Below are 22,726 nucleotides of genomic sequence, written 5' to 3' on the forward strand. Positions count from 1 at the left end.
CTTTAAGAGCATTGCAGGATGATACGAAGGCCTGCCAGTTTCCGATGGAACGACGCCACCAAATCCGAGCTTGGCCAGGTCCAGTTCGTCGACGAACACATCGACGACGCGCACTGGATTCTGTTCGGTGATGTAGTCATCCAAATGCTCGGGGAGCAGCGTTCCTTGCGTGCGATGTTCTCCTTGGATAAAGCGCTTCATCTAGCTACCCCGCCGTTTGATGACATAGCCAAATAACGTCTTGGGATTAATTACGTTTACACGGATGGCCGAAAAACGGTGAAAATATGATTCCCAAGGACGGCCGCGTTTTTACACACTCTGGGCCAGAAGCGGACGCTGTAAGATGACAAGAAATCAGCTCGGGCATTCTTTTAAAGAAGCAGCTATGAACAAAATTGATAAAGAAGATTCTTCAGGTGAGTGCGTTCTTCCTCCAATGCACCCCATTCCTCCCGAACTACTCGGACGATACAGCGTCGAGCGTGATCCCTTCTCGGAACAAGACATAGCTGACTATGTCCATTCGCAGGCGCGGGACGAGACGGTGCAGCACGTCGAACGCATCAAACGAGAAATCGTCATTGGCGAACCGTACGACATTTGGGATGTAACGACAGACCAAGATCGCTGGTGGGTTATCACCCACCCGACTAACCTCTACTCGCAGAAGCACTTCCCGAGTCTCGACTACACCCTATCGTTTCATATCGGGCTGATGATGCGGGTTCGCAGCCGCTCGAGCTCACTCGATGGCAATGATCCAACCCCGTTTGATGAGGTGATCCGCAGGCAAGAGCAGGCGCAGGGTAGGTTCGAGAGCGCAGTGGAGGCTGAAGACTATCAATCCGTCGGCATGTTGCTCCGAGAAGCCCTAGTTTCAGTCGTTGCTGCCTTACGTAGACGCACGGAAATCCCCCCAGAAGTTGAGCAACCCCAAGCAGCCAATTTCATCGTTTGGACTGATGTACTAATGAATCAATTGTGTGGAGGTGGTAGCAACAAGGAGTTACGCCAGCATCTCAAAAACACAGCCAAAGAGGCATGGCAGCTCGCAAACTGGCTCACGCACTCTCGCAGCGCAGACAAGACAGCCGCAGCGATTGCCATCGGTTCGTGTGAGACCGTGATTGGGCATTTCATAATGCTCTTGGAGCGCCAGCGTGTCGGCGGAACAGAAACCTGTCCCGCCTGCAAGTCTCGCGATATTCGCTCGCACTTCGACGTCGACATCGGACTGGACGGCGATTACTTCTTGAGTTGCGGCGCTTGCGATTGGCACAGTCATCCAGATTACTCGACTAATGACGACGCACCACACGAGGCGCCCGATGAGGTCGCTGAGACCGTGCCGTCCGTCACCTCGTCTTGCAGAGAGCACAGATGACCGTATTGCTCGACTTTCCCTGATCCATGACCGCTCCTCCAAATACAGCGAAAACGCGATATTTATCGCGAATTATAAGACCACGCTTTGCATGAAGAGGGAAGTATGACCGCGCTGTGCTTCTGCAATTAGAGACACGGGCGCCTTTGACGTTGCTGCGTGGTGCCCATCGCTTCTGTTGATCAGCTGAGAGTTCAAACGGGCTTGTCGCTGCAGTGGTTGGTGTAGAAACTGACACCATTGCCATCAGGATCTTGTATTGAGAAATAATGATGGCCATATAGGTCGTCATCTGGGATAACGGAAGGCGAATATCCTTTGTCGATCAGGCCGATCCTGTAGAGTTCCAGATCTGCTTTTGTGCGCCCAGCGATCATCAGGTCTATTTTTTCGCCGCCAAAATCTGGTCGTTGTCCGACATGACTATTCTGCAAAGTGCGACTCTGGCTATCGTCCTTTTGAAATAGCAGTAAATGTGTACCACCGCGCAGCTCAACGATCGCCAGTCCGGGAAATTTGTCGAATGCGCGCAGACCTAAACCAACATAAAACTGATAACTTTCCTCGATATTTTGCACTTTCATAACAAAGTGACCGAGTGCAGCGGCAGGCAAAAAATCTTCCATTTCAAATCCTTTCATAAAGTCCGTGAGAGGGCCAACAGAAAATCAAACTTGTTACGTAAGCAACGTCGTGCTAATCTGACTGGCCAGTCGAATATATTATCCGACTGGCTAGTCGAAAAAGCAAGGAGTTGTTGTGACACGAAAGAAAGTAATCGACAGAGACAGGGTCTTGGATGCTGCCGAGGCTGTCATCCTCGAATCTGGCGGCCGAAATTTCACGCTCGATGCCGTCGCAGAGCGTGCGGGAATTAGCAAGGGCGGTCTCGTCTATACCTTTGCGACTAAGGATGTATTGATACTCGCTGCATTAGAACGAGAGCTCGACCGTTTTCAGGAGGCAGTGCGTCGGCGACTCGGCAGCGGACCAGCTGGGCCGATTCAATTGGCGCTCGCTCATATCGAGGAAGCACTGGCCGAGGACGACGCGTCGACGAAAATGGCGGCTTTCCTCGTAACGGCACTCGTGCATGCCCCCGACATGCTAGGGCCGGTGCGACACTTTTATCGCGCACTGCTCGATCCGTTTCGATCAGAACATGGTGAGGTTGCTGAAGTCCGTCACGCACTGCTGGCTGTTGAAGGTATTTTTCTGCTCAGCGGGCTCGGTTTTGCAGAGGTTTCCCCAGGCGAGATCAAAGCTGTTCTGCTCCATGCACGGAATAGTGTCCTTGCAGCGTTGGATTAGCCGACATTGAGCGCGCAGCCTGGAAAGACCGTCATCGGCAAGAAGCAGTCTGTAGCGGCCAGTCCAAAGCACGCAATACTAGATCATCGGCCTATCCGCCCTTTTTTTAATGCAACTACAGCATTTATAAAGTACATCAATAGGCGTAGTTGCGGACGCGGCAAGGGCAGCGGTCAGAACGTGTATCAGACTCAATCGACTACCTCCAGACATTTGTTGAGGCCAGCAATAGGCGAATTGCTGCAATGGAAGCTAAAGCATCGGAAAAGCAGAAGCCTGTGCAATAAGGGCGACGGAGCGCAGATACGCGCATCGCGACAATCGTCTCCTGCGCTGTGTGTCGGTTTCTTATTTTCGATGTTCCAAACCGAACGGAATGCATCGCCATGTCTTGATGGTTTTCTCGGTCATCTGTCTCCAGATGATCCGCTGTAAGCGCCGTAAGGCCAGCTAGAGGCTGTTATCTGACCAAGAGCGATCCGCTGACCATGTACCGGCTAAAGAAAACGGAACAGATCAGACGGCGTATCTACCAGAACTACGCGGCGCTCTTCAGGATCGGGCAGCCAGCTGTCAAGCAACGTTCGGACTTGATCGTAATTGGTGCTCTTTTCGAATTGAGTGTGCGGCCAGTCGCTGCCCCACATCAGACGCTCCGCCCCGAAAGCATTACGAAGTAGCGGAATCGCAGCCAGTGCAGTCTGCTCACCGGCGCCATTAGCTCCATTGCGATAGGCGGCTGACAGTTTTACCCATACGCGCCGGCTGGCGGCGGTATCGAGCAAGTAGCGAAAGCCAAGATCGTTTACGCCCAATGTCGGGTCAGGCCGGCCGAAGTGGTCGACCACTACGTTCACGCCGGAACGCAATAGTGGTGGCAGAATTAGCGGAAGGTCACGTGCCTCGCGATGCAGCTCCACTTGCCAACCCAGCCGAGCAACGTGTTTGAGAAAATCCGACCAAACGCAGCTTGAAAAATCCGGCAACGGCGCGCCGACCAAATTTAGCCGCACGCCAACTACACCGGCCACATTAAGAGCGTCTAATTCAACGGAGGAGATAGTCGGATCGACTACGGCGATACCGCGCAGACGAGCAGGAACCTGACGCAGGGCAGCCAGCATGAAGCTATTGTCCGTACCTAGAAAACTAGGTTGCACCAGGATCCCGCGGGCGATGCCGTGCTGGTCAAGCGTAGCGAGATAAGTTTCCAAAGGTGCGTCGTGGTTGGGTGCATACCGTCGCACATTCGCGAGTGTCAGTCCTCGTTTAAAAATATGGGCATGAGTGTCCACAGTAGCTCACTTCCCTTCCTTATCTTGCTTTGCAATAGAAGCCTAGTCTGGTATTGAATTCGCGTTGGTCCATATTGGATTTCTCGTTCCGTTTTTCTCTTGTCATCGGTAACCTGCCATGCACACGGCTCGCTTTTCGATGACAGCAGGATTCATGACAAATCAGGCGCGCGCCTTGGTTTCCGTTCTGGCTAGATTTTCGGTGACAGGCGCGTCTTCGTTCAGATTTTTACCGCGTGTCTCCGGCAACGCCAACACAGCCAGCACTACAAGCGAATAAGCAAGCGCCGCGTCGATACCAATGGCTGTCCCGAGCGACATCTTGCTGCTCATGTGACCAACCAGTATTGGAAATCCAGCCGAGACGATACGGCCGAAGTTGTAGCAGAAACCCACGCCGGTGCCACGCACACCGCTCGGATATAGTTCGTTGAACAAAGCGCCCAGGCTTGCTGGGATGCCAGCAGCGAAGAAGCCCAACGGAAAGCCGAGGAATAGCATCGCAGTATTACCGAGCGGTAGAAATACGTAGGCGAGCACAGTTATCACGCAGCACCCCGAAAACAGGATCAGGTTGAGCCGACGGCCAATGCGGTCAAGTAGATAGGCGCTGACCATGCACCCGCACCAGAAAGCAACAATAATCACTGCCAGATAACCACTGGTGCCGAGTACAGACAGGTGACGCTCGGTCTTGAGGAAGGTCGGCAGCCAGGTCATCAAGGCATAGTAGCCGCCGTGTGCTCCCACGCCGATCAAAGCGCCGATCAGCGTCATACGTAGCATGTCAGGCTTGAAGATGGCAAACAGCTCGCTATAGCTGGCTTTGTCCGTCTTGTTTTTCTTTTGTGCCATAACGAAAGTCGCCGGTTCGGGAATGTTGCGCCGGATGTAGATGATCAGGAAGGCCGGCAGGATGCCAATGCCGAACATCACCCGCCAAGCCATATCTGGCGACAGCAGCAGGAACAGGGTCGAATATAGCAATACCGATCCGGCCCAGCCTACGGCCCAGGCGCTTTGCACCATGCCCATCGCCTTGCCACGGTGCTCCGGGCGTATTATCTCGGCCATCAACACCGCGCCGGCGGCCCATTCACCGCCGAAACCGAAGCCTTGCAGTGCTTTCAGCACCAGCAATTGATTGAAGCTTTGGGCAAACGCTGACAGCAGAGTAAACAACGAGAACCAGACGATGGTCAGTTGCAGTGCACGTACCCGGCCGATGCGGTCGGACGCCGCGCCCATAACCCAGCCGCCTAACGCTGATGCCACCAAGGTTACACCGCTGATCAAGCCGGCCTCTGCTTTGTTGAGACTGAAGGCGGCGATCAACGCTGGAATAGCGAGGCTGAACATTTGCACGTCAAGCGCATCAAGCGCCCAGCCGCTAAAACAACCCCAGAATGTCTTGCGTTCAGTGGGAGTGATTTCCCGGTACCAATTAAACATTGCCTATCTCCTATAGATGTCGGTAGGCGGGAGTTACGTTGACACCCACCTTGTTAATGATTCAATGCGTTTAGCGTTGATCGCCCTCAGCGGATTTCTACGTGATAGCGGAAGTGATCGGCCGGCCCGCGCGAACGGCGCCACTCGAGCGGTTGGCGGTCATAGCCCAGCGCCAACCGTTCCACCACGATTACAGGTGCGCCGGGTTGCAGTTGCAGCAGACGGGCATACAAGTCGTTTACCGCCTCGGCGACGAGGGTTTCTTCGGCTAAAGCGATTATCTGGCCGCAGCGCTCTTCGTACAGCGGATACAGTAAATCGCCGAATTCCGATGTATCGATTTCCAGCAAGGCGGAGAATTTTTCCTTTGGCAACCAGATCGACTCCGCGAGCAACGGCTTCTGATCAAGTAAACGCAGTCGCGAGAAATGAATGACTTCCGCGCCTGGCGCCAGCCGCAGTGCCGCCGCAACTGCGGTGGGAGCCTCCATGACTTCGCGGCGCAGGATGCGTCCCTCTGGAATGCGCCGTTCGCCAGCTTCGTTCTGAAAGCGGAAAAAGCGGAATAGCGAAGAATCGAAACGGGCGCGCCGCACGAATGTGCCCTTACCTTGAAAGCGCTCCAGCATCCCTTCGGCCACCAGCATGTCGATGGCTTTGCGTACGGTGCCAATCGACGCCTCGAACTGCTTTACCAGCTCGCTCTCAGTAGGAATTGCTTCGCCGGGTCGCCAGTGCTGATCCGCGATTCGTGCCGCAAGTTCATCGTGCAGGCGTTGGTACAAGGGAAGACGTTGATCATGGGAGATTGCGTAATTCATTCAATCCTCTAGTCATATATATGAATTTATAATTGACTTTTTACGCTACCAAATTGCCGATGTCAAGGTGATTTACAGATGGCGGTAATGGGTGTTCCTGTGATTGAAGGTCCTCGCTACTGTCCTAACCTCCAGGACGCGCCATCATCTCGCACTGTCGCAGTCATCGCCGGCCAACTCGCTGCACAACTATCGGTTTCCATGGCAAGGGCATGCCCGACGTCTCCTCGTTATTCAGTATGTGCATAACAGCTAGTGAGATATTGGTATTGTATGTTTCCGGGGCTATGCCAGAATGAAATCCGGTGACTTGCATTTTGATCAGTTACCGCCGGAGCCAGCAGCGATCCGCACCCGCGCATGCAGCCCGTCACGCTTCATCCGTAGAGCGCCCCTGTAGCAGCCTGTCTGCCGCAGCCCGAAGAAATCAGGAGACAATAGCAATGGCAATAACCACGTCAAGTACCGATGTTCCGGTGCTGCCCGCCCCACGCCGCTGGTACAAGCAGCTTTGGATACAGGTGCTGATCGCCATGGCGCTCGGTATCGCAATCGGTCATTTCTACCCGAGCGCCGGTACCAGCCTGCAACCGCTGGGCGACGGTTTCATCAAGCTGATCCGCATGCTGATTGCCCCCATCATTTTCTGTACCGTGATTCTCGGCATCGCCAAGATGGACGATATGGCACGTGTCGGCCGGGTGGCCATCAAGGGATTGATCTATTTCGAAGTGATGACCACGCTGGCCCTGATCGTGGCGCTGGTGGTAGTCAACCTGTGGCAGCCGGGTGCCGGTATGAACATCAACGCCTCCCAGCTGGACACCAGCAGTATCAAGGGCTATGTCGGGCAGACGCATGAGCATGGCATGATTCCGTTTCTGATGAATATCATCCCCTCGACCTTGGTCGGCTCGCTGGCGGAGGGCCAGATTTTGCAGGTGTTGCTGGTTTCGGTGATCCTGGGCAGCGCGCTGATCAAGCTGGGCGACTACGGCAAGCCAATGATCGCGGTGCTGGAAGTGGCCTCGAAGATGCTGTTCGGCGCGGTGGGCATCGTGATGTGGGCGGCGCCGTTGGGAGCATTCGGCGCGATCGCCTTCACCGTCGGCAAATACGGCGCAGGCGCGCTGCTGTCGCTGGGTAATTTGCTAGCCTGTTTCTATGTCACCTGCCTGATTTTCATCTTTGGAGTGCTGGGGCCGGTGTCGCGCTTGTGCGGTTTCAGCCTTTTCAAGCTGATGCGTTATCTGCGCGAGGAAATCCTGGTCTGCCTGGCGACCACGTCATCCGAAGTCGTGCTGCCGCGTACCCTGATCAAGCTGGAAAACCTGGGATGTAAGCCCAGCGTCGTGGGGTTGATCATCCCGACTGGCTACTCGTTCAATCTTGACGGTACCTGCCTGTATCTCGCCACCGTCACCGTGTTTTTGGCGCAGGCCACCAATACGCCGCTGGACCTGTACCAGCAATTGGTGCTGCTGGCCGTGTTGTTGCTGACTTCCAAGGGAGCAGCCGGTGTCGCCGGCGCCGCTTTCGTGGTGCTGGCTGCGACGCTATCGACGGTGGGCGGCATCCCGGTTGCCAGCGTGGCGCTGATCCTCGGCGTGCACCGCCTTCTGTCTGAAGGACTGACGCCGACCAACCTGATCGGCAACGCAGTGGCGACCATCGCCATTTCGAAATGGGAAGGTGCGCTCGATACGGAAAAAATGCATCGCGTGCTGAATCGAGAATCCGCCTAACCCTTAGTCTGACATTCCCCAGTATGACCAACCAGGCTGGACCGGCCAGGATAGCGCTCGGCCAGAAAATTTAATAAAAATTAAAGGAGACTGAATATGTACTATGTTGAACAACGCGCTGTCGGCCGGCTGGTCGTGGGTTTGCTGCTGGCCGGATGCGGCAGCGGTATCGCGGCCGATGCGGCTGCAGAAGATCAGGTGCAGGTCTACGGTCTGATCGGCACCTATGTCGGCAGCATGAAACGCAGCGACAACGTTGCTCGCACTGTGCAGATCGGCTCCGGCGGGCTGAACACATCCTACTGGGGCTTCCGCGGCGGCGAAGATCTGGGCAACGGGCTGAGTGCCATCTTCCAGTTGGAGTCTTTTTTCCAGCCCGATACCGGCGGTGCCGGCCGCAACGCCAGCGATCCGACTGGATTCTCGCGCAGCGGCTGGGTCGGCCTGAAGGGCGATTTTGGTCAACTGACGCTCGGACGCATGATGTCGCCGTTTTACGCGTCGATGCAGATCGTCAATCCATTTCAAGCGTCGGTGGTGTTTTCGCCGCTTGTGGTGCAGTCCTATGTGGCGTCGTTCAACAACACCATCATCGGCGACACGGTATGGAACAACGCAATCCAGTATGTCACGCCGCAGATGGGTGACCTGAGCGTAACGGCCATCTATGCACCGGGCGAGGTGGCGGGCGACAGTGCTGTCAGCAACTACGGATTGCACCTGCGCTACCAGCACGGGCCGTTGGCTGCTGTGCTGTCCGCGCAACGCTTCCGTAGCAGCGCGGTGGCGCCGTCGACCGGACAGTACGCTTATCTGACTGGCTTCAGCTACGACTTCGGTCCCGTGAAGCTGTACGGCTCGGCCCAGGCCACCGACAGCGCGGTGACCGCGATCAAGTCGCACACCTACCAGGCTGGCGTCTCGGTCCCGGTCACGACAACCAGCTCCTTGCAGTTTTCCTGGGCTCGCACTAACGTCGACAATCCCAAGGCCGCTACCGGGATTCGCAATACGGCCGGACTTGGCTACGATTACTTTCTGTCGCGCCGTACCGACATCTACGTCAATTATCTGTACGATCACGTCGCCGGCCACGAGGTCGGCAATAGCTACGCACTTGGCATCCGGCATCTGTTCTGAGGCTGCGGCCGTTCAGGACAGATAGTCGTCGATGTTCTTCTGGCGAGCCTGATACAGCGGCAAGATTTCACTTTCCAGCATCTGCACTGCCAGCGTAGCCAGCTTCGACATCGGATGTTGGTTGCTGGTGGCGATCGCCAGCCTGCTGTGAATCACCGGATCCTCGATGCGCGTGATGCGGAACTGGCGCTGCATCGGGTCGGCGATGATGGCATTTAGCGGCAGCACCGCGTGGCCATAAGCCTCATGCACCAGGTCCAGCACGGACGGCACGGCATCGACTTCAAGCGTAATGTTGAGCTTGATGTTGCGCTCGGCCGCCTGGCTTTCCACTAGCGTGCGGATGGCGTGCGGCCGGCCCGGTATGATGAGCGGGTATCGCACCAGATCCTTGACCCGTATCGACGATGGCGTCGGTGCGCCCAATTTGCTGATCAAAAATAGTTCTTCAGTGAACAATGGGCGCTTGTCCACTAGCGGCGTATCAGCGGTGTCATACAGGATCGCCGCATCGATGCGACCCATCATCAGCCATTCGGCTAGATTGGTCGACAAGCCTTCCGAAACCGTGATACGGGCCTGGGGAAACTGCTTCTGGAAGCTGCGCACCAGAGCCAGCGTGGCAAAGCGCGAGACGCTGGGCGCCAGCCCGATCTTGAATTGCCCATCCAGCGTCCCCTGCAAATTATTTAGCGCGTGCTTGGCGCTGTCCACTTGATGCAGGATGCCCTTGCTGTATTCCAGCAGCACCTTGCCGGCTTCGGTGAGCGCCACGCCGCGGCCGTTGCGCCACAACAGATTTTGCCGTAGATCCACTTCCAGTTGCCGCACCAGACGGCTCAGGGCCGGCTGATTGCGCCCAAGGATAGCCGACGCCCGGGTAAAGCTATTTAGTTCGGCAACGTGTACAAATGCCTCCAGCTGATCGAGATTCATAGCGAGCCCGTTATGTGAAAACCGCATATTAGGTAGTCTGGTATTGCCATTGTATAGCTCCGTAGCAGTGGGCACAATCGATCTAACGATGGCCCGCAGCACCTGCAGCGGGCGCCGATGGACTTACACATCAAAGGAAGCCGCTCCATGAAATCCTGTTTGCCTCCGGACCCTAATCCCGTCAAACCCAAGCACGTTCTGCCTCCCGGTGCCTGCGACGCACACTGCCACGTGTTCGGCCCGGCTGCGGTATTTCCGTACGCCGCCGACCGTACCTATACGCCGTCCGATGCACCGGTGGCCATGTTGCGCGAACTGCATGCGCACTTAGGCGTATCGCGCGCCGTCATCGTGCACGCCAGCTGTCACGGCACCGACAATACAGTCACGCTGGATGCCATCGCCTCCAGCAACGGCGCCTATCGCGGCGTGGCCAACGTCGAAGCGAGTATCAGCGACAGCGCATTGGCCGATCTGCATGTCGGCGGCATTCGCGGCATCCGCTACAATTTCGTCAAGCATCTGGGCGGCGTGCCAGACCTCGCCGTCATCGACACCATGGTACGTCGCATCGCGCCGTTAGGCTGGCACGTCGTGCTGCACCTTGACGCAGAAAACTTGCTCGACCACCAGGATCTGCTTCGCAAGATCGACGTCCCCTTCATTATTGACCACATGGGGCGCGTGAAAGCGGAGCAGGGTCTGGAACAAAAGCCGTTTCAGCTGCTACTGCAACTGATGCGCGACAATCCGCTGGCCTGGGTGAAGATCTGTGGCGCCGAGCGTGTGTCGGCCGGCACGAGGCCGTTCGCCGATGCGATTCCGTTTGCGCAAGCACTGATCGCCACCGCGCCGGAGCGCCTGTTGTGGGGTACCGACTGGCCGCATCCGAACATTTCAAAGGACATGCCGAACGACGGTGAGTTGGTCGACCTGTTTTACGCCTACACGGAAGATGCCGCGATCCAGCAGCAAATCCTGGTCGATAATCCGGCACGCTTGTACGGTTTCGAGTAGTTGGAGGTAAGGCATCGCCGCACGGCGATGCCTTGCGATACCGATTTTCAATCGGGGCTGAACTGCGCCAGCAGCCGGTCTGCATAGTTCTGCCACGGCGCCTTGGGAAAGATGTCCGCAAACAAGCCTTGCGCGGCAAGGGTAGCCATCCAATCCTGTTTGTCTGCGATGGCAGATGCCATCAGCGGTACTACACCGGCCTCGCGCACGGTGCGTGCCGCTTCGCGCATTTCCTCGGCGCGCCGCTTGCCATGCTGGACTACGCGGCTGAAAAAATACGCACCCTGCGCAGACCAGTCGATCTGCGGAAAAGTCTCGGCCAGCGTCGGTAGCACCAACTGCTCGACGCCATAGTGCCGTGCAGTGGCATAGCTTTCGATCACCAGAGCCTCCAGACCCTTGATCATGATGCTGCGACACATCTTGACCGCCGATGCCACGCCGATCCGCTGCGCAACCGGTTGCACGTTCATGCCCCAGCCGCGCAAGGTCTGCGCCAGTGTTTCGGCCTGCGCGCCGCCCAGCAGCATCGGTACCGCGATCCCATATGGGGGCACGGACGTCATGACGCCGGCCTCCACATAGTGGGCACCCGCCGCCTCGATGACGGCGGCTGCCTGCTGCTTGGTGCCGGGCGAAGCCGAGTTCAAATCCAGAAACATGCTGCCAGGCCTTATGTGCAGCGCCGCCTGCTGCGCTACCTCTAGCGTACTGGAGGCGGTGACGGCGGAAATGATCAGCGTGGCCTGGTCGCACAGGGTAACGATGCCGTCGCCCAGCGTCACACCAGCGTGGCCAGCAGCCGACCGCAATACGTCAGCGTCGGCACTGGCCGGATCTGTCAGCTTGCGATCCCAGGCCGTTAGCGCTCCGACACCAGATGCTGACTGCAAACCTGCGGCAAATATGCGGCCGACTTCACCATAGCCCAGTATGCCGATACGGATAGTTTCCATGGTTGTCTCCAGATCTCAGTCGATGTAGCGCAGGCCGGCCTTGGCCAACGTCTCGCGCATGTTGTAGATGTCCAGCCCAAGCACACCGGCGGCCAGTTTGGTACGCTTGGCGTGCTCGTTTGCTTCGCGCTCAGCGGCGGCAGCGGCCACTTGCGGGGCCAGCGCGGCCGGCACTATCACCACGCCGTCGTCGTCTGCCAAGACCACGTCGCCCGGATTGACCAGGGCTCCGGCGCATACCACCGGCACATTGACCGAGCCGACGGTGGCCTTGATGGTGCCCTTGGCGCTGATGGTCTTGGAAAACACCGGGAACTGCATCGCCGTTAAGTCCCGCACGTCGCGCACACCGGCGTCGATCACCAGACCATGCGCGCCGCGTGCCTGGAACGAGGTCGCGAGCAGGTCGCCGAAATAGCCATCGCTGCATTCGGCTGTAATGGCGGCTACCACCACGTCGCCGGGCTGGATCTGCTCCGCGGCGACGTGCATCATCCAGTTGTCACCAGGATGCAGTAGCACGGTGACTGCGGTGCCGCACAGCCGGGCGCCGGGATACACCGGCCGCATAGTTGGTTGCATCAGGCCGAGGCGTCCCAGCGCCTCGTGCACGGTGGCCACGCCGAACTGGCTCAGGGCGTCTACTGCGGTGCGGTCGGCGCGCAGGATATGGCGTTTTACTACACCCAGATTGTTGTTGATCATGTTATCTCCTTATTTGCCTTTGGCGGTTAGTGCGGCATCGAGGCGCGGGAACACGTGCCGCGCATTGCCTTCGTAGATCTGGTAGCGTTGTTTGGCGCTAAGCTGGGTGGATGCTTCGATGTAGCGTTTGGTGTCGTCATAAAAGTTACCGGTCTCTGGATCGATGCCGCGTACTGCGCCTATCATTTCCGAGGCGAACAGGATGTTTTCGACTGGGATCACCTTGGTCAGCAAGTCGATGCCAGGTTGATGGTAGACGCAGGTATCGAAGAAGATGTTTTTCAGCAGGTGCTCTTGCAACAGTGGCTTTTTCATCTCCTGCGCCAAGCCACGGAAACGGCCCCAGTGATATGGCACGGCGCCGCCGCCATGCGGGATCAAGAATTTTAGCGTCGGGAAATCGGTGAACAGCTCGCTGGTCAGACACTGCATGAAGGCGGTGGTGTCGGCGTTCAGGTAATGCGCGCCGGTGGTGTGGAAACACGCGTTGCAGCTGGTGCTGACGTGTATCATCGCCGGGATGTCCAGCTCTACCATCTTTTCGTAGATCGGATACCAGTGGCGGTCCGACAGCGGCGGCGAATTCCACATTCCACCGGACGGATCGGGATTCAGGTTGATGCCGACGAAGCCGTATTCGCGGACACATGTTTCCAGCTCCGGAATGCAACTGGCCGGATCGACGCCTGGCGATTGCGGCAGCATGGCGGCGCCGATGAAATGCTCGGGGAATAGCATCGCCACACGGTGGCATAGTTCGTTGCAGATAGCGGCCCAGGTGGCGCTGGCATTGAAGTCGCCGATATGGTGCGCCATGAAGCTGGCGCGCGGCGAGAAGATCGTCAGGTCTGAGCCACGCTCCTTCATCAGGCGCAACTGGTTGGTTTCGATCGACTCGCGCAGTTCGTCGTCGCTGATCTTCAGCGAGGCTACCTTGGGGCCGAGCTCGGGGGTGTTGAGATTGGCGATTTGTTGCTTGCGCCACTCTTCCAGCGCCTTGGGCGCGGTGGTGTAGTGGCCGTGGCAATCGATGATCATGGGGGCTCGCATCTTATTGTCCTTTCCAGGCGGTTTCGGGGATCATGACTTCGCCGCGCATGATGAGGCGGGCGGTGCGCAGCAGTGCGGCGCGAGTGACTTGTTGCGGGTGTTGGGGATCGAGTCCTAACTCGACGCTGAATTCGCCGCTCGGATGTTCTACCGACACGGCCTTTTGAAGTCCGGAAGGCAGTGCGGCCAGCCCTTGGGTGACCGTGCCTTCCAGCACGCAGGCGGTGGCGACTGTCACCGCAGCCAGTACGCCGATCGAGTCGTGGCACACGTGCGGAATAAAGCAGCGGGCGGCAATGCTGCCGCCGTCGCGTGGCGCCGCCACCAGGCACATCTTCGGATAATTTTTCTTTGTCACGTCGCCCAACCCCATCATCGGGCCGACCGCCAGACGCAGCACCTCGAGGCGGGTTTTCAGCGCAACGTCGGCGTTCAGTTCAGCCACCGTTTCGTAACCGGTGCGTCCAAGATCGGCGGCGCGCACCAGCACCATCGGCATACCGTTGTCGATTAGCGTGGTGTCAATGGTGAAGGGCGCGATGCTGGCGCCTTCTACCTGTACCCGGTCCAGCACGCGCCCGGTGGGCAGCAGGGCGGGACAGACAGAGCCGGCCGTGTCGAGGAAGTTGATGGTGATTGGTGCCGCCGTGCCCGGCACTCCGTCTATCCTGGTGCCCCCGCCGTATTGCAAGCGGCCGCCAGGCGTCGGCACGGTGATGTCGCACTGCATGCCGGTGTTCAACGTCAGCACGCGTGCAGTGGTGGTATCGCCCTGTGGAGCGATCAGGCCTCGTTCCAGCGCAAACGGCACCACCGCAGCCAGCATATTGCCGCAGTTGGGCGTGGTGTCGACAGTGTCGCTGTCTGGCTGCAACTGCGCGAACAGGAAGTCCAGCGCTACGCCGGGCGTGCTGCTGGCACGCACGATGCCGGCCTTGCTGGTGAGCGGATGGGCGCCGCCCAGGCCGTCAATCTGGCGGCGGTCCGGCGAACCCATCGCCGCCAGCAATACATGGTCGCGCGCGGTCTGGTCGGTTGGCAGGTCCGATTCGAGGAAAATTGGGCCGCGCGAGGTGCCGCCACGCATCAGCAAGCACGGCACAGGGCGCAGATCGGAATTGATTTCAGTGGACATGGCAAGCTCATTCAGGTTGTGAACGTGCCATAAGTATCGCCATCGGCGCGGCTGCGTGGGTTGCTTTCTGTCGCTAAGACTGTTCTAATTTACTTATTGATGATAATAAACGGCAGCGCCGGAAAGGTACTTTCTCATATGCCCGGCATCAGTCTTCACCACCTGCACGCCTTTATCTCCGTGGCCGCCACCGGCGGCGTCCGGCGCTCCGCCGAGGTCCTGTATCGGGCTTCCTCCGCAGTGGCACGCTCGGTGACGTCCCTGGAACAGCAACTGGACGTGGCGTTGTTCGAGCGCAAGGGCCGCGGCATGCTGCCGACCGCGGCCGGCGCCACCGTGCTGGTGCGCGCCCGGCGCATCGAGGCGGAATTGCAGCAGTTGCGCGACGAGGCCTTGCGCTCCGGGAGCCGTGTAGGGCAGGTCGGTGCGCTGGATCTGCTGTTTAGCGAACGCCGGCTGCAGGCAGCGGCACTGCTGGCCGACCTGCATCACATGCCCAGCGTGGCGCGCGCTACCGGCGTATCGCAGCCAGCGCTGAGCCAGGCCATCGCACGACTGGAGGATACGCTCGGCCAGCCGCTGTTCCAACGCAGTGCGCGTGGCATGATGCCGACCGAGACTTGCCTGCGCTGGGCAGTGCGCTTCGAACGTGTGTTGGCGGAACTGCGGCATATCGAAGCCGATGTCGCCGCCCTCAACGGCGTGCTGCAGGGCAGCGTAACGGTGGGCGCGCTACCGTTGGCGCGGACGCTGCTGTTGCCGAAGGCCATCGGCACGGTGCTGGCAAGCCATCCGAAACTGCAGGTGCATTCGTTGGAAAGTCCTTACGAAGAACTGTGTGCCGGGCTGCTTAGCGGTCGTATCGATTTCATCCTTGGCGCCTTGCGGCCGGCTGCCGGCAGCAACTTGACCGTGCAACCCCTGTTCGAGGACCAGACGGTGCTGATCGCCGGCGCCACACATCCGCTGGCCGGCAGAACTACGCTGACGCTGGCCGACCTGGTGCCGTATCCATGGGTGCTGTCGCGCGCCGGAACGCCCCTGCGCGACGCGCTGGAACGGTTTTTCCATGGCAGGGGACACACTCCGCCGGCGCCTGCCGTGGAGACTGGCGACTTGGCGCTGTTGCGCGGTCTGCTGATTGATGGCCGAATGCTGACGGTACTATCGGCCCATCAGCTGCATTACGAGATTGCGGCAGGCTTGCTGGTGGTGCTGCCGCTGGCGATGCCGGGCATGGAGCGGCAGATCGGCATCACTGTGCGAGAAGGAGCGCATCTTGCACCAGGCGCCCGGCTGTTGCTGGACGAAATACGCCGCCTGTGCCGAGCGCAGGAAGTGGCATAGCCATTTGTTCTGCAACCCGATGGACAATCCAGGCGGCTGTCTACCCGCTGGCCGGGACATCTGCGTATTTTTCCAGGATTTTAATGCTTAGCGTTTTTCAAAATTACAAAACTTGCTGGCGTTGATCGGTTTCAACCAACCGGTAAGTTGATTTAGTTTGGTTTACGTGAGATGCAAAGAGGAAATGTTATTTACCGTCGATTGCTCTCTGGCATCCGTGACAAGAGTATGTGCCGTTGCTGTTAAAAGAAGCGTTGCCTCGCCAGCACGTTCCGCAATATCTTTGGGCCGCCGTCTGAGCTCAAGTTTGTGGGCTAATGCCGCCCTGCGCGCCGGATAATCCGTAGACAATGTGTCAGCCGAGCGGATAGACGCGATCGCCCTCGTCTGGTCGACAGCCGTCGGCAATCGGTGTCCAGCCACGATGTACGACGATCTGCTGATTGTCATGACACACCTCGATGCGCTCACTGCCGGGCAGGCGCTCCCGAACGAAGGTCTCTACCGTTGATGGCAGGCTGATCTTCAGTTTCATTGCGAAGAGATCGTCCTCCGGATGATCGTCCAGATGCAGCAATGGTACAAATGTCGACGCGAACATCAGCGCGTGCGAGCCGACTTCCACCGGTTCGGGCGCGTAGTTTGTCTCCTGAAGCCAATGTTGCGCTCGCCCGCGCAAGTCGTCGCCGTCGGCCAAATCACCCCATGCTACTGCGAGCATTTCCACCACCCACTGATTGCAATTCTGGTAGCGAGTGCTGAACGGATAGGCGTTGGCACTGTAGCTCGTAGCTAACAGGTGCTGGACGCGCGGTGTGTCGAGCGATGCGTACCGCAACGACCGGGCAGCGTCAGCCGGCAGCCGCACGATTGAGATGTAGCCGAGCGCAGGATCGTCAGTACCCATGACGAAACCAGCGAGGCCTTGATCGTAGATCCGCGGTCGCGCTTCGTCGCAGGCGTAGTAGAGCTGACGCGCTGACCATGCACCGGTTTCGTCACGCCGGGCCACGGCGGCGTGCGAGTAACGGATGTGGAAGCGCGAGAGATCGAGTCCTGAGCGACTGATCAACGCAGCGTCGCCGTCCGTTGCACCAAGTTCATTGCGGACCACGGCGGCAAAGCGCAGCAACCGATCTTGCTGGCTAGCTGTAAGCTGCTGCGGGCTGTCGCAGAAGGCTGAAGAAGTCGAGTAACCGGACGAACCGGGCTGTGCCTGGGCCGTTCCCGTTGCGATTGTCGCCGCAACAGACAACGCGTAGAAAGCCTTCAAAGAGTCACCGGCCGCGCTGCAAGTTCGTTGTACCACTCGTCGGCGAGCACGAGATAGAACGCTTCACGCGTGTCGGCGCGAGCGAACTCGAAGCCATACTCACGGTGTTGTGCGCGCACGGTATCGCCTAAGCCAAGTTTCTGCTTCTCGACAATGGCCTGTGGCAGGTCGAGCACGATGCGCTGCTGCGATTCCTCGATTTGCATAGTGACGCGCGTGACGCCAGCGCGATCGGGTGCCGTGGTTACCTCGATGATGCGATAGTTACCATCGGCAGTCTTTTCGTCACCGGTTGAGCTGTTGCTCGAACCACGCAGGGATGCGGACATGCTGCCGCTAGACGCCGAACCGGTGCTGACGGCCGAGGACGTGAAACTTTCTGCGTGCGCGTGCAAAGTGACACTGGCGACTGCGGTGAGGCAGATGAGACGAAATGTGGTGGGGAAGATCATTGAATGCTCCTTGGCAGTGTGAGATGGGTTGATGTGCGGTGCAGCCAGCGTTCTGTCTGTATGCAAATTGCATGTGTCGGATAACTCTCGTACGAGTCGGGGCCGGCCGAAGCTGTATTCATATCAAGGAATTCCCCGCTTCTCGGGAGGGGCGTGATATTGGTTGTAGCGTGCAAATGGAGTCTCCGTTTCTGAGGCAGCAGGTGATACTTGTTGCAGCTCTCGTATGGCCGTTGCGATATCGTCGGCGGCGTCGATGACAATGTGCTGATATGCGGCCACAACGCTACCTACCCCGCCCGGCGTCGGTAACGTCACCTGCGTGCGGCCCGACGTCACTTTGCGGTCTGGCAATCGTTGCACTATCCAGTTGATGATGGCGTCAGCGTTTCCTCCGAGTTCTGCATTCATGCGCACCACTTCGGCGGTAACGCGGTACGACGGTGCTGCGGCAGAGGTGCCCTGGTGGTAGGTGTCGACGGCGCCTAGACTGGTTTGCAGCCGTTGCGACAGCGCGTCGCGCAATTCATCGGGAAGCGGCGCTGACCAGCGATCCAGTTCCATAAGTCTGAGCCTGCCGCCCCCCATGTCCAGAAGTAAATTGGTGCGATTGAGACCTTCTGGTACGTGAACGGGAGATATTTCGATCAATGCCGGGTCTTTGCTCCTGATCACGGTTGGCGCGGTGGCAGTATTGATGACTGCCGCCTGTGCCAGTGTGTAATAACGCGGCTCGGGCGACGCGCATCCGGCCAATATGGCAGCAACGAGTATCAGTTCGGCAGACAGAACAGACAGATTGGGAGGGGTACTCATGGTTTCTCCGAATCCACTTTCCCGCGTAGCAATGCTTCGGGATGGCGTTCCAGATAATCGGTCAAAGTGCGCAGGGAGGCGGCGCTGCGCGTCAACTCTTGCATCATGTGACGCGCGTCCTGTTGCATTGGCGCATTTGGAGCAAGCGTGTCGTTCGCCGCCCGCAGTGTCTTGTGTGCATCCTGCAACGCTGTGGTGAACTGCGGCACCACATCGCCGTTGATTTTGGCCACCAGTTTGTCGGCGTTATTCAGCATCGTGTCCAGCGCCGCCATCGAGGTACGCATGTCCTGGCCAATTTGCTCGAACGGCACCTTGTCGATTTTGTTAACGATGCTGCCTAGCTTGGCCTGCAGCTCGTCAAGCGTACCAGGCGTGGTGGCCAGTTCGGGCATGGGGCCGTCGATGCTGATTTTCACCGGCGGCGCTTTGGGGAAGAAATCAAATGCGACAAAGAGCTGGCCGGTCAATAGGTTGCCGTTGCGCAACTGTGCGCGCATGCCGCGTTTGTTCATCGTTTCAGCGATGTCGTATGCTTGCTGTTTATCCTCTAGGTCGCGTGGACTGAAGCCCATGCGGGATGGATAGAGTTCTATTATCACGGGAAAACGGAAGGTTTTCTTGTCGCGCTGATACTCGATCCCGATCGAGCGTACCTGGCCCACCACTATGCCGCGAAAATCTAGCGGCGCACCTGGCGCCAGGCCGCGCACCGACTGGTCAAAATTGAGTACGGCAAGCGCTGGCTTCAATTCTTCCGGAGCCTTCATGGCTTCGGTTTGCTCGCTGGCAAGCATGAATTGCGTGTTCTCGCTGGCCGCGGAAACGGGTTTAGAATCGTCAGGATCCTGGAAGGCCACGCCGCCAAGCAGCATGGTGGCAAGCGCCTGCGTATTGACCTTGAGGCCGCCTGCGTCCAGCTTGATGTCTATGCCGCTGGCGTGCCAGAAACGCGTGTTGGCGGTGACCAGCTTGTCGTAGGGTTTGTCGACAAACACGCGTAAGGAGATATCCCGCCCGTTTGGTTCGAGCTGGTAAGCTACTACCTGTCCTACCCGCACGCGGCGGTAGTAGACCGGAGAGCCGATGTCGAGTGAGCCGAGATCTGCGGCCCGCAGTATGAATTGCTTGCCGGAGGCATCGGTGGCTACCGCCGGGGGCACTTCCAGCCCGGAGAAAGCGTGGATGCGTGTTTCCGACGTACCGGCATCCACGCCGATATAAGTGCCGGACAGTAGTGTCTCCAGGCCTGAAATGCCGGAGAAGGCAAAACGCGGACGCACTACCCAGAAGCGTGTGTCCTTGGCCAGGAAACTTCCAGCATCGTTGGTCAGCGCTATGGTGGCGATCACGTGCGAACGATCCGGCGCCAGGCGCAAGGACTTGACCACACCGATGTCTACCGCTTTATAGCGTACAGGAGTCTTCCCGGGGGCGAGGCCATCCGCGGTGCGGAAGGTCACCGTGATTTCCGGGCCGCGTTCGGACAGCGTGTGTACTAGCAGCGATAAGCCGACGATTGCAGCGACGAAGGGGATCAACCATACGAGCGAAGGCAACCAGCGCGTCTGGTGACGGAGTTCCGGACGCGGTAGCGAAGGCGGTGCAGAAGGATGTGACGAGTTCAGGTCAGTCATTGTTTGCGTCCAGCGAATCCCACAGCAAGCGGGGATCGAAACTCAGGGAAGCGAGCATGGTGAGTACGACCACAGAGGAAAAAGCCAGGGCCCCTGATCCGGGGCTGATAGTGGCCAACTTGCCGGCGCGTACTAGCGCGGCCAGCATGGCTACGACGAAGATATCGAGCATGGACCAGCGTCCGATTACTTCCAGCAGACGGTACAGCCGGGTCTGCTGCCGGATACGCCAGGTGGAGCGGAAATGTACCGAGAGCAGCAGGATCGTCAAGGCCATCATCTTTAATAGTGGCACTACCACGCTGGCAATCAGCACCAGGATAGACAGCACCCTGGAACCCGAAATCCACAAATAGACGATGCCGGTAAGAATGGTGTCGTGTGAGATCCCGAAAACAGACTGCGTGGTCATCATCGCAGACTGTGTGATCATCATTGGGAGCAGGTTAGCGGGGATGTAGAAGATCACGGCAGCGATCAGCAAGGCCCAGGTACGCGCCAGACCATTTGGCTTTCGACGGTACAAAACGGCGCCGCAGCGTGCGCAGGGAAAGCCATCGAGCAAGTGCGGGTTAAGCAGGTTGCAGGCGTGGCAAGACGTCAGCCGCATTGACGCTGTTGTCGGCCTGGCAGGCAGCGACACGCTCATCGCGGTTGCCCCTTCTTTACGTATTGCCACAGGTCGCGCGGATCGAACGACAGCATGGTCGCCAGCACGATCACTAGCACGCTAAACGACCACAGGGCGACGCCCGGCAGGATATCGGCTAGGCTCGACAGTTTTACCAGCGTTACCACCACGCCGAGCAAATAGACCTCGATCATGCCCCAAGGCCGGGTTATCTGCATACTGTGCACGATGCGCGCAAAGCCAGTTGGCAAACGATGTCGTCTCATCTGCACGAGCAAGTAGAGCATCATCAGCATCTCTGTCAGAGGGAACAGGATGGTGGTTGCAAACACCAGCAAGGCAACCAGCGACATTTTATCTGCGTACAGCGTCGCCACCGCTCCCCACAATGTGGTCTGGGTACGGATGCCCTTGAGATCCATCTCGACGATTGGAAAGACGTTGGACATTAAAAACAGGATGAGCGCGGTCACGACTAGAGGTAGCAGGCGACGGTAGGCGCGACTGCTCTCGCGGTATAGCGTGGCACCGCAGCGCAGGCACAGTGCTTGCTCGCCTTCGGCAAGGCCGGTGCGCTGGTAAACGGTGTCGCAATATTCGCAAGCGATCAGGTGCTGATGGTCAGCACCTGACGTCGACGTACCCCGCGCAACGTCCTGGTTTGGCATCATTTCAGCTGTTCAACCAGTGCATCTGCCCCTTTTTCGATGCCCGCTTTCGATGCCGCCAGCGATCCCATGCTGGCCCCTAGGTTCCAGGGGCGAGGATATTGCTTCGTAATGAAGGCGCTGAGCAGGCGGTCGCTTGCCGCGTCGTAGATCTCGACAGCATAGATGACAGAACCTGTCAGCGTTCCTTCCCGATTACGTGCATTCTGCACCCCGTTGTAGATACCTCCAGCAATGTCAAATCGCGAAAGAGTGGCAAGGACCGGGGTGTTCGTTTCCGCACCGGTCAGCGTCAATTTCAGGCGGAGCGTGTTTGGAGCCGGATCGCGGGAGAGCGCGAAACGGGGCGTCATTTTTTCTGCGAACTGAGTTTGCATGTAGCTGGCAAGAGCAGTTTTGTTTTTTTCTGACATGTCCCCGAACTGTTGATCCGGTCCCCGGTAAACTACGACCGGATCAATGATGATTGCGTTATATTTTTTCCAGTTGGCGGGAGTCGAATAACTGTACGGAACTCGTCCGGTATCATTGTTCTGATTCGGCATCAGCTTAGATGACGACGAGATTTCCGAATACGAATTCGGTTGCGTGGTTCCACATGCGGCTAACGCCATGCAGAGCGCTGCAATAGCCGCCAGCCGGCCCGTCTTGATAGATATGTACATTTCAATTCCTCTTCAGATTTTCCAAGGGATGACTGTCATCGCCTGGCACAACTTGGTAGACGAGCGGTGCATGAGCGTGACGGAGATCAATGTCTAGCGGTTTGGACGAACCTGGCTACGACATTCAACTGACAACGAGCTCAACTCTCGGCCGCCTCTTTTGCGCTAACTCAGGGAGTGAATATAGCATTGAATATTGACTTTGCAAACCGGGTGGTCGGTTTTATTTTGATTTGTGAAATATACTGAAATCTTGCAACAGAGAAAAGGGGGCAGGTAATTTATAG

The 22,726-nt window shown here is 58.0% G+C and carries 23 protein-coding genes; 6 read left to right on the plus strand and 17 right to left on the minus strand.

Annotated features, from left to right (window positions below; translation table 11 throughout):
- Positions 1-201: transposase (locus tag BM029_RS00005; RefSeq protein ID WP_139217158.1), on the minus strand; the 201-nt coding region annotated here is incomplete at its 3' end.
- 145 nt (positions 202-346) lie between these two features.
- Here BM029_RS00005 and BM029_RS00010 point away from each other — a divergent pair.
- Positions 347-1,387, plus strand: coding sequence for a hypothetical protein (locus BM029_RS00010; protein ID WP_211482419.1), 1,041 nt, complete (start codon positions 347-349; stop codon positions 1,385-1,387).
- Positions 1,388-1,581: 194 nt separating this feature from the next.
- Here BM029_RS00010 and BM029_RS00015 read toward each other — a convergent pair whose 3' ends face one another.
- Complete coding sequence (locus BM029_RS00015) at positions 1,582-2,013, minus strand: VOC family protein (protein WP_092431409.1); 432 nt, start codon at positions 2,011-2,013, stop codon at positions 1,582-1,584.
- Positions 2,014-2,146: 133 nt separating this feature from the next.
- Between BM029_RS00015 and BM029_RS00020 the strand changes: the two genes are divergently transcribed.
- Positions 2,147-2,698 carry a TetR/AcrR family transcriptional regulator gene (locus BM029_RS00020; protein WP_092431412.1) on the plus strand — a complete coding sequence of 184 codons (552 nt, stop codon included), beginning with the start codon at positions 2,147-2,149 and terminating at the stop codon, positions 2,696-2,698.
- A gap of 497 nt (positions 2,699-3,195) precedes the next feature.
- On the opposite strand, the gene BM029_RS00025 is transcribed toward BM029_RS00020, so the two are convergent.
- The 3 genes from BM029_RS00025 to BM029_RS00035 all read right to left on the minus strand — a co-directional run bounded on the left by BM029_RS00025 (position 3,196) and on the right by BM029_RS00035 (position 6,266).
- Positions 3,196-3,993 carry an amidohydrolase family protein gene (locus BM029_RS00025; RefSeq protein ID WP_092431414.1) on the minus strand — a complete coding sequence of 266 codons (798 nt, stop codon included), beginning with the start codon at positions 3,991-3,993 and terminating at the stop codon, positions 3,196-3,198.
- A 162-nt stretch (positions 3,994-4,155) separates the two neighbouring features.
- Complete coding sequence (locus BM029_RS00030; protein WP_092431416.1) at positions 4,156-5,445, minus strand: MFS transporter; 1,290 nt, start codon at positions 5,443-5,445, stop codon at positions 4,156-4,158.
- 86 nt (positions 5,446-5,531) lie between these two features.
- The gene (locus tag BM029_RS00035) at positions 5,532-6,266 is read right to left on the minus strand and encodes a GntR family transcriptional regulator (RefSeq protein WP_092431419.1); all 735 of its coding nucleotides are present in this window, start codon (positions 6,264-6,266) and stop codon (positions 5,532-5,534) included.
- 443 nt (positions 6,267-6,709) lie between these two features.
- Here BM029_RS00035 and dctA point away from each other — a divergent pair, with 443 nt between their 5' ends.
- Both dctA and BM029_RS00045 read left to right on the plus strand, forming a co-directional pair.
- On the plus strand, positions 6,710-8,011 hold the full coding sequence (dctA, locus tag BM029_RS00040; RefSeq protein WP_092431422.1) for a C4-dicarboxylate transporter DctA: 1,302 nt from the start codon (positions 6,710-6,712) through the stop codon (positions 8,009-8,011).
- A 96-nt stretch (positions 8,012-8,107) separates the two neighbouring features.
- The gene (locus BM029_RS00045; RefSeq protein WP_092431424.1) at positions 8,108-9,151 is read left to right on the plus strand and encodes a porin; all 1,044 of its coding nucleotides are present in this window, start codon (positions 8,108-8,110) and stop codon (positions 9,149-9,151) included.
- Positions 9,152-9,163: 12 nt separating this feature from the next.
- Here BM029_RS00045 and BM029_RS00050 read toward each other — a convergent pair whose 3' ends face one another.
- Positions 9,164-10,087, minus strand: coding sequence for a LysR family transcriptional regulator (locus BM029_RS00050; protein ID WP_092431427.1), 924 nt, complete (start codon positions 10,085-10,087; stop codon positions 9,164-9,166).
- A 147-nt stretch (positions 10,088-10,234) separates the two neighbouring features.
- Between BM029_RS00050 and BM029_RS00055 the strand changes: the two genes are divergently transcribed.
- A complete protein-coding gene (locus BM029_RS00055) occupies positions 10,235-11,104 on the plus strand; it encodes an amidohydrolase family protein (protein WP_092431433.1) in 870 nt (289 codons plus the stop codon).
- A 47-nt stretch (positions 11,105-11,151) separates the two neighbouring features.
- Here BM029_RS00055 and BM029_RS00060 read toward each other — a convergent pair whose 3' ends face one another.
- Genes BM029_RS00060 through BM029_RS00075 form a run of 4 tightly spaced genes read right to left on the minus strand, consistent with a single transcriptional unit; the run spans position 11,152 to position 14,950 of the window.
- Complete coding sequence (locus BM029_RS00060) at positions 11,152-12,060, minus strand: NAD(P)-dependent oxidoreductase (RefSeq protein ID WP_092431439.1); 909 nt, start codon at positions 12,058-12,060, stop codon at positions 11,152-11,154.
- A gap of 15 nt (positions 12,061-12,075) precedes the next feature.
- Complete coding sequence (gene ligK, locus BM029_RS00065; RefSeq protein WP_092431442.1) at positions 12,076-12,765, minus strand: 4-carboxy-4-hydroxy-2-oxoadipate aldolase/oxaloacetate decarboxylase; 690 nt, start codon at positions 12,763-12,765, stop codon at positions 12,076-12,078.
- A 9-nt stretch (positions 12,766-12,774) separates the two neighbouring features.
- Entirely contained in the window at positions 12,775-13,803 is a 1,029-nt protein-coding gene (locus tag BM029_RS00070) for an amidohydrolase family protein (RefSeq protein WP_092431444.1), read from the minus strand.
- 13 nt (positions 13,804-13,816) lie between these two features.
- Entirely contained in the window at positions 13,817-14,950 is a 1,134-nt protein-coding gene (locus tag BM029_RS00075; RefSeq protein WP_092431447.1) for a 4-oxalomesaconate tautomerase, read from the minus strand.
- A 138-nt stretch (positions 14,951-15,088) separates the two neighbouring features.
- Here BM029_RS00075 and BM029_RS00080 point away from each other — a divergent pair, with 138 nt between their 5' ends.
- On the plus strand, positions 15,089-16,297 hold the full coding sequence (locus BM029_RS00080) for a LysR family transcriptional regulator (RefSeq protein WP_092431449.1): 1,209 nt from the start codon (positions 15,089-15,091) through the stop codon (positions 16,295-16,297).
- A 355-nt stretch (positions 16,298-16,652) separates the two neighbouring features.
- Here the strand turns inward: BM029_RS00080 and BM029_RS00085 are convergent, their stop codons facing one another.
- From BM029_RS00085 to BM029_RS00115, 7 genes are all read right to left on the minus strand, one after another.
- Positions 16,653-17,570, minus strand: a complete 918-nt coding sequence (locus BM029_RS00085; protein WP_092431451.1) for a DUF2145 domain-containing protein — start codon at positions 17,568-17,570, stop codon at positions 16,653-16,655.
- A complete protein-coding gene (locus BM029_RS00090) occupies positions 17,567-18,022 on the minus strand; it encodes a hypothetical protein (protein WP_092431453.1) in 456 nt (151 codons plus the stop codon). The genes BM029_RS00085 and BM029_RS00090 overlap by 4 nt, the downstream gene beginning before the upstream one ends.
- Positions 18,023-18,145: 123 nt before the next feature.
- Entirely contained in the window at positions 18,146-18,838 is a 693-nt protein-coding gene (locus BM029_RS00095; protein WP_092431456.1) for a PqiC family protein, read from the minus strand.
- The gene (locus BM029_RS00100; protein WP_092431458.1) at positions 18,835-20,475 is read right to left on the minus strand and encodes a PqiB family protein; all 1,641 of its coding nucleotides are present in this window, start codon (positions 20,473-20,475) and stop codon (positions 18,835-18,837) included. Before BM029_RS00100 ends, BM029_RS00095 begins: the two co-directional genes overlap by 4 nt.
- The gene (locus BM029_RS00105; RefSeq protein ID WP_092431461.1) at positions 20,468-21,124 is read right to left on the minus strand and encodes a paraquat-inducible protein A; all 657 of its coding nucleotides are present in this window, start codon (positions 21,122-21,124) and stop codon (positions 20,468-20,470) included. Before BM029_RS00105 ends, BM029_RS00100 begins: the two co-directional genes overlap by 8 nt.
- Entirely contained in the window at positions 21,121-21,777 is a 657-nt protein-coding gene (locus BM029_RS00110) for a paraquat-inducible protein A (protein ID WP_244544832.1), read from the minus strand. Before BM029_RS00110 ends, BM029_RS00105 begins: the two co-directional genes overlap by 4 nt.
- Entirely contained in the window at positions 21,774-22,439 is a 666-nt protein-coding gene (locus tag BM029_RS00115) for a DUF3313 domain-containing protein (RefSeq protein WP_092431466.1), read from the minus strand. The genes BM029_RS00110 and BM029_RS00115 overlap by 4 nt, the downstream gene beginning before the upstream one ends.
- Positions 22,440-22,726: the final 287 nt, after the last annotated feature.

The sequence above is a fragment of the Collimonas sp. OK607 genome, from assembly GCF_900111995.1.
GTDB lineage: Bacteria > Pseudomonadota > Gammaproteobacteria > Burkholderiales > Burkholderiaceae_D > Collimonas.

What these genes read in the sequence shown, in the direction of transcription:
- BM029_RS00010 (WP_211482419.1), top strand. Translation starts at nt 347, where the DNA reads ATGACAAGAAATCAGCTCGGGCATTCTTTTAAAGAAGCAGCTATGAAC.
- BM029_RS00015 (WP_092431409.1), bottom strand. Translation starts at nt 2,013, where the DNA reads ATGGAAGATTTTTTGCCTGCCGCTGCACTCGGTCACTTTGTTATGAAA.
- BM029_RS00030 (WP_092431416.1), bottom strand. Translation starts at nt 5,445, where the DNA reads ATGTTTAATTGGTACCGGGAAATCACTCCCACTGAACGCAAGACATTC.
- BM029_RS00035 (WP_092431419.1), bottom strand. Translation starts at nt 6,266, where the DNA reads ATGAATTACGCAATCTCCCATGATCAACGTCTTCCCTTGTACCAACGC.
- dctA (WP_092431422.1), top strand. Translation starts at nt 6,710, where the DNA reads ATGGCAATAACCACGTCAAGTACCGATGTTCCGGTGCTGCCCGCCCCA.
- BM029_RS00045 (WP_092431424.1), top strand. Translation starts at nt 8,108, where the DNA reads ATGTACTATGTTGAACAACGCGCTGTCGGCCGGCTGGTCGTGGGTTTG.
- BM029_RS00050 (WP_092431427.1), bottom strand. Translation starts at nt 10,087, where the DNA reads ATGAATCTCGATCAGCTGGAGGCATTTGTACACGTTGCCGAACTAAAT.
- BM029_RS00055 (WP_092431433.1), top strand. Translation starts at nt 10,235, where the DNA reads ATGAAATCCTGTTTGCCTCCGGACCCTAATCCCGTCAAACCCAAGCAC.
- BM029_RS00060 (WP_092431439.1), bottom strand. Translation starts at nt 12,060, where the DNA reads ATGGAAACTATCCGTATCGGCATACTGGGCTATGGTGAAGTCGGCCGC.
- ligK (WP_092431442.1), bottom strand. Translation starts at nt 12,765, where the DNA reads ATGATCAACAACAATCTGGGTGTAGTAAAACGCCATATCCTGCGCGCC.
- BM029_RS00070 (WP_092431444.1), bottom strand. Translation starts at nt 13,803, where the DNA reads ATGATCATCGATTGCCACGGCCACTACACCACCGCGCCCAAGGCGCTG.
- BM029_RS00075 (WP_092431447.1), bottom strand. Translation starts at nt 14,950, where the DNA reads ATGTCCACTGAAATCAATTCCGATCTGCGCCCTGTGCCGTGCTTGCTG.
- BM029_RS00080 (WP_092431449.1), top strand. Translation starts at nt 15,089, where the DNA reads ATGCCCGGCATCAGTCTTCACCACCTGCACGCCTTTATCTCCGTGGCC.
- BM029_RS00090 (WP_092431453.1), bottom strand. Translation starts at nt 18,022, where the DNA reads ATGATCTTCCCCACCACATTTCGTCTCATCTGCCTCACCGCAGTCGCC.
- BM029_RS00095 (WP_092431456.1), bottom strand. Translation starts at nt 18,838, where the DNA reads ATGAGTACCCCTCCCAATCTGTCTGTTCTGTCTGCCGAACTGATACTC.
- BM029_RS00100 (WP_092431458.1), bottom strand. Translation starts at nt 20,475, where the DNA reads ATGACTGACCTGAACTCGTCACATCCTTCTGCACCGCCTTCGCTACCG.
- BM029_RS00105 (WP_092431461.1), bottom strand. Translation starts at nt 21,124, where the DNA reads ATGAGCGTGTCGCTGCCTGCCAGGCCGACAACAGCGTCAATGCGGCTG.
- BM029_RS00110 (WP_244544832.1), bottom strand. Translation starts at nt 21,777, where the DNA reads ATGATGCCAAACCAGGACGTTGCGCGGGGTACGTCGACGTCAGGTGCT.
- BM029_RS00115 (WP_092431466.1), bottom strand. Translation starts at nt 22,439, where the DNA reads ATGTACATATCTATCAAGACGGGCCGGCTGGCGGCTATTGCAGCGCTC.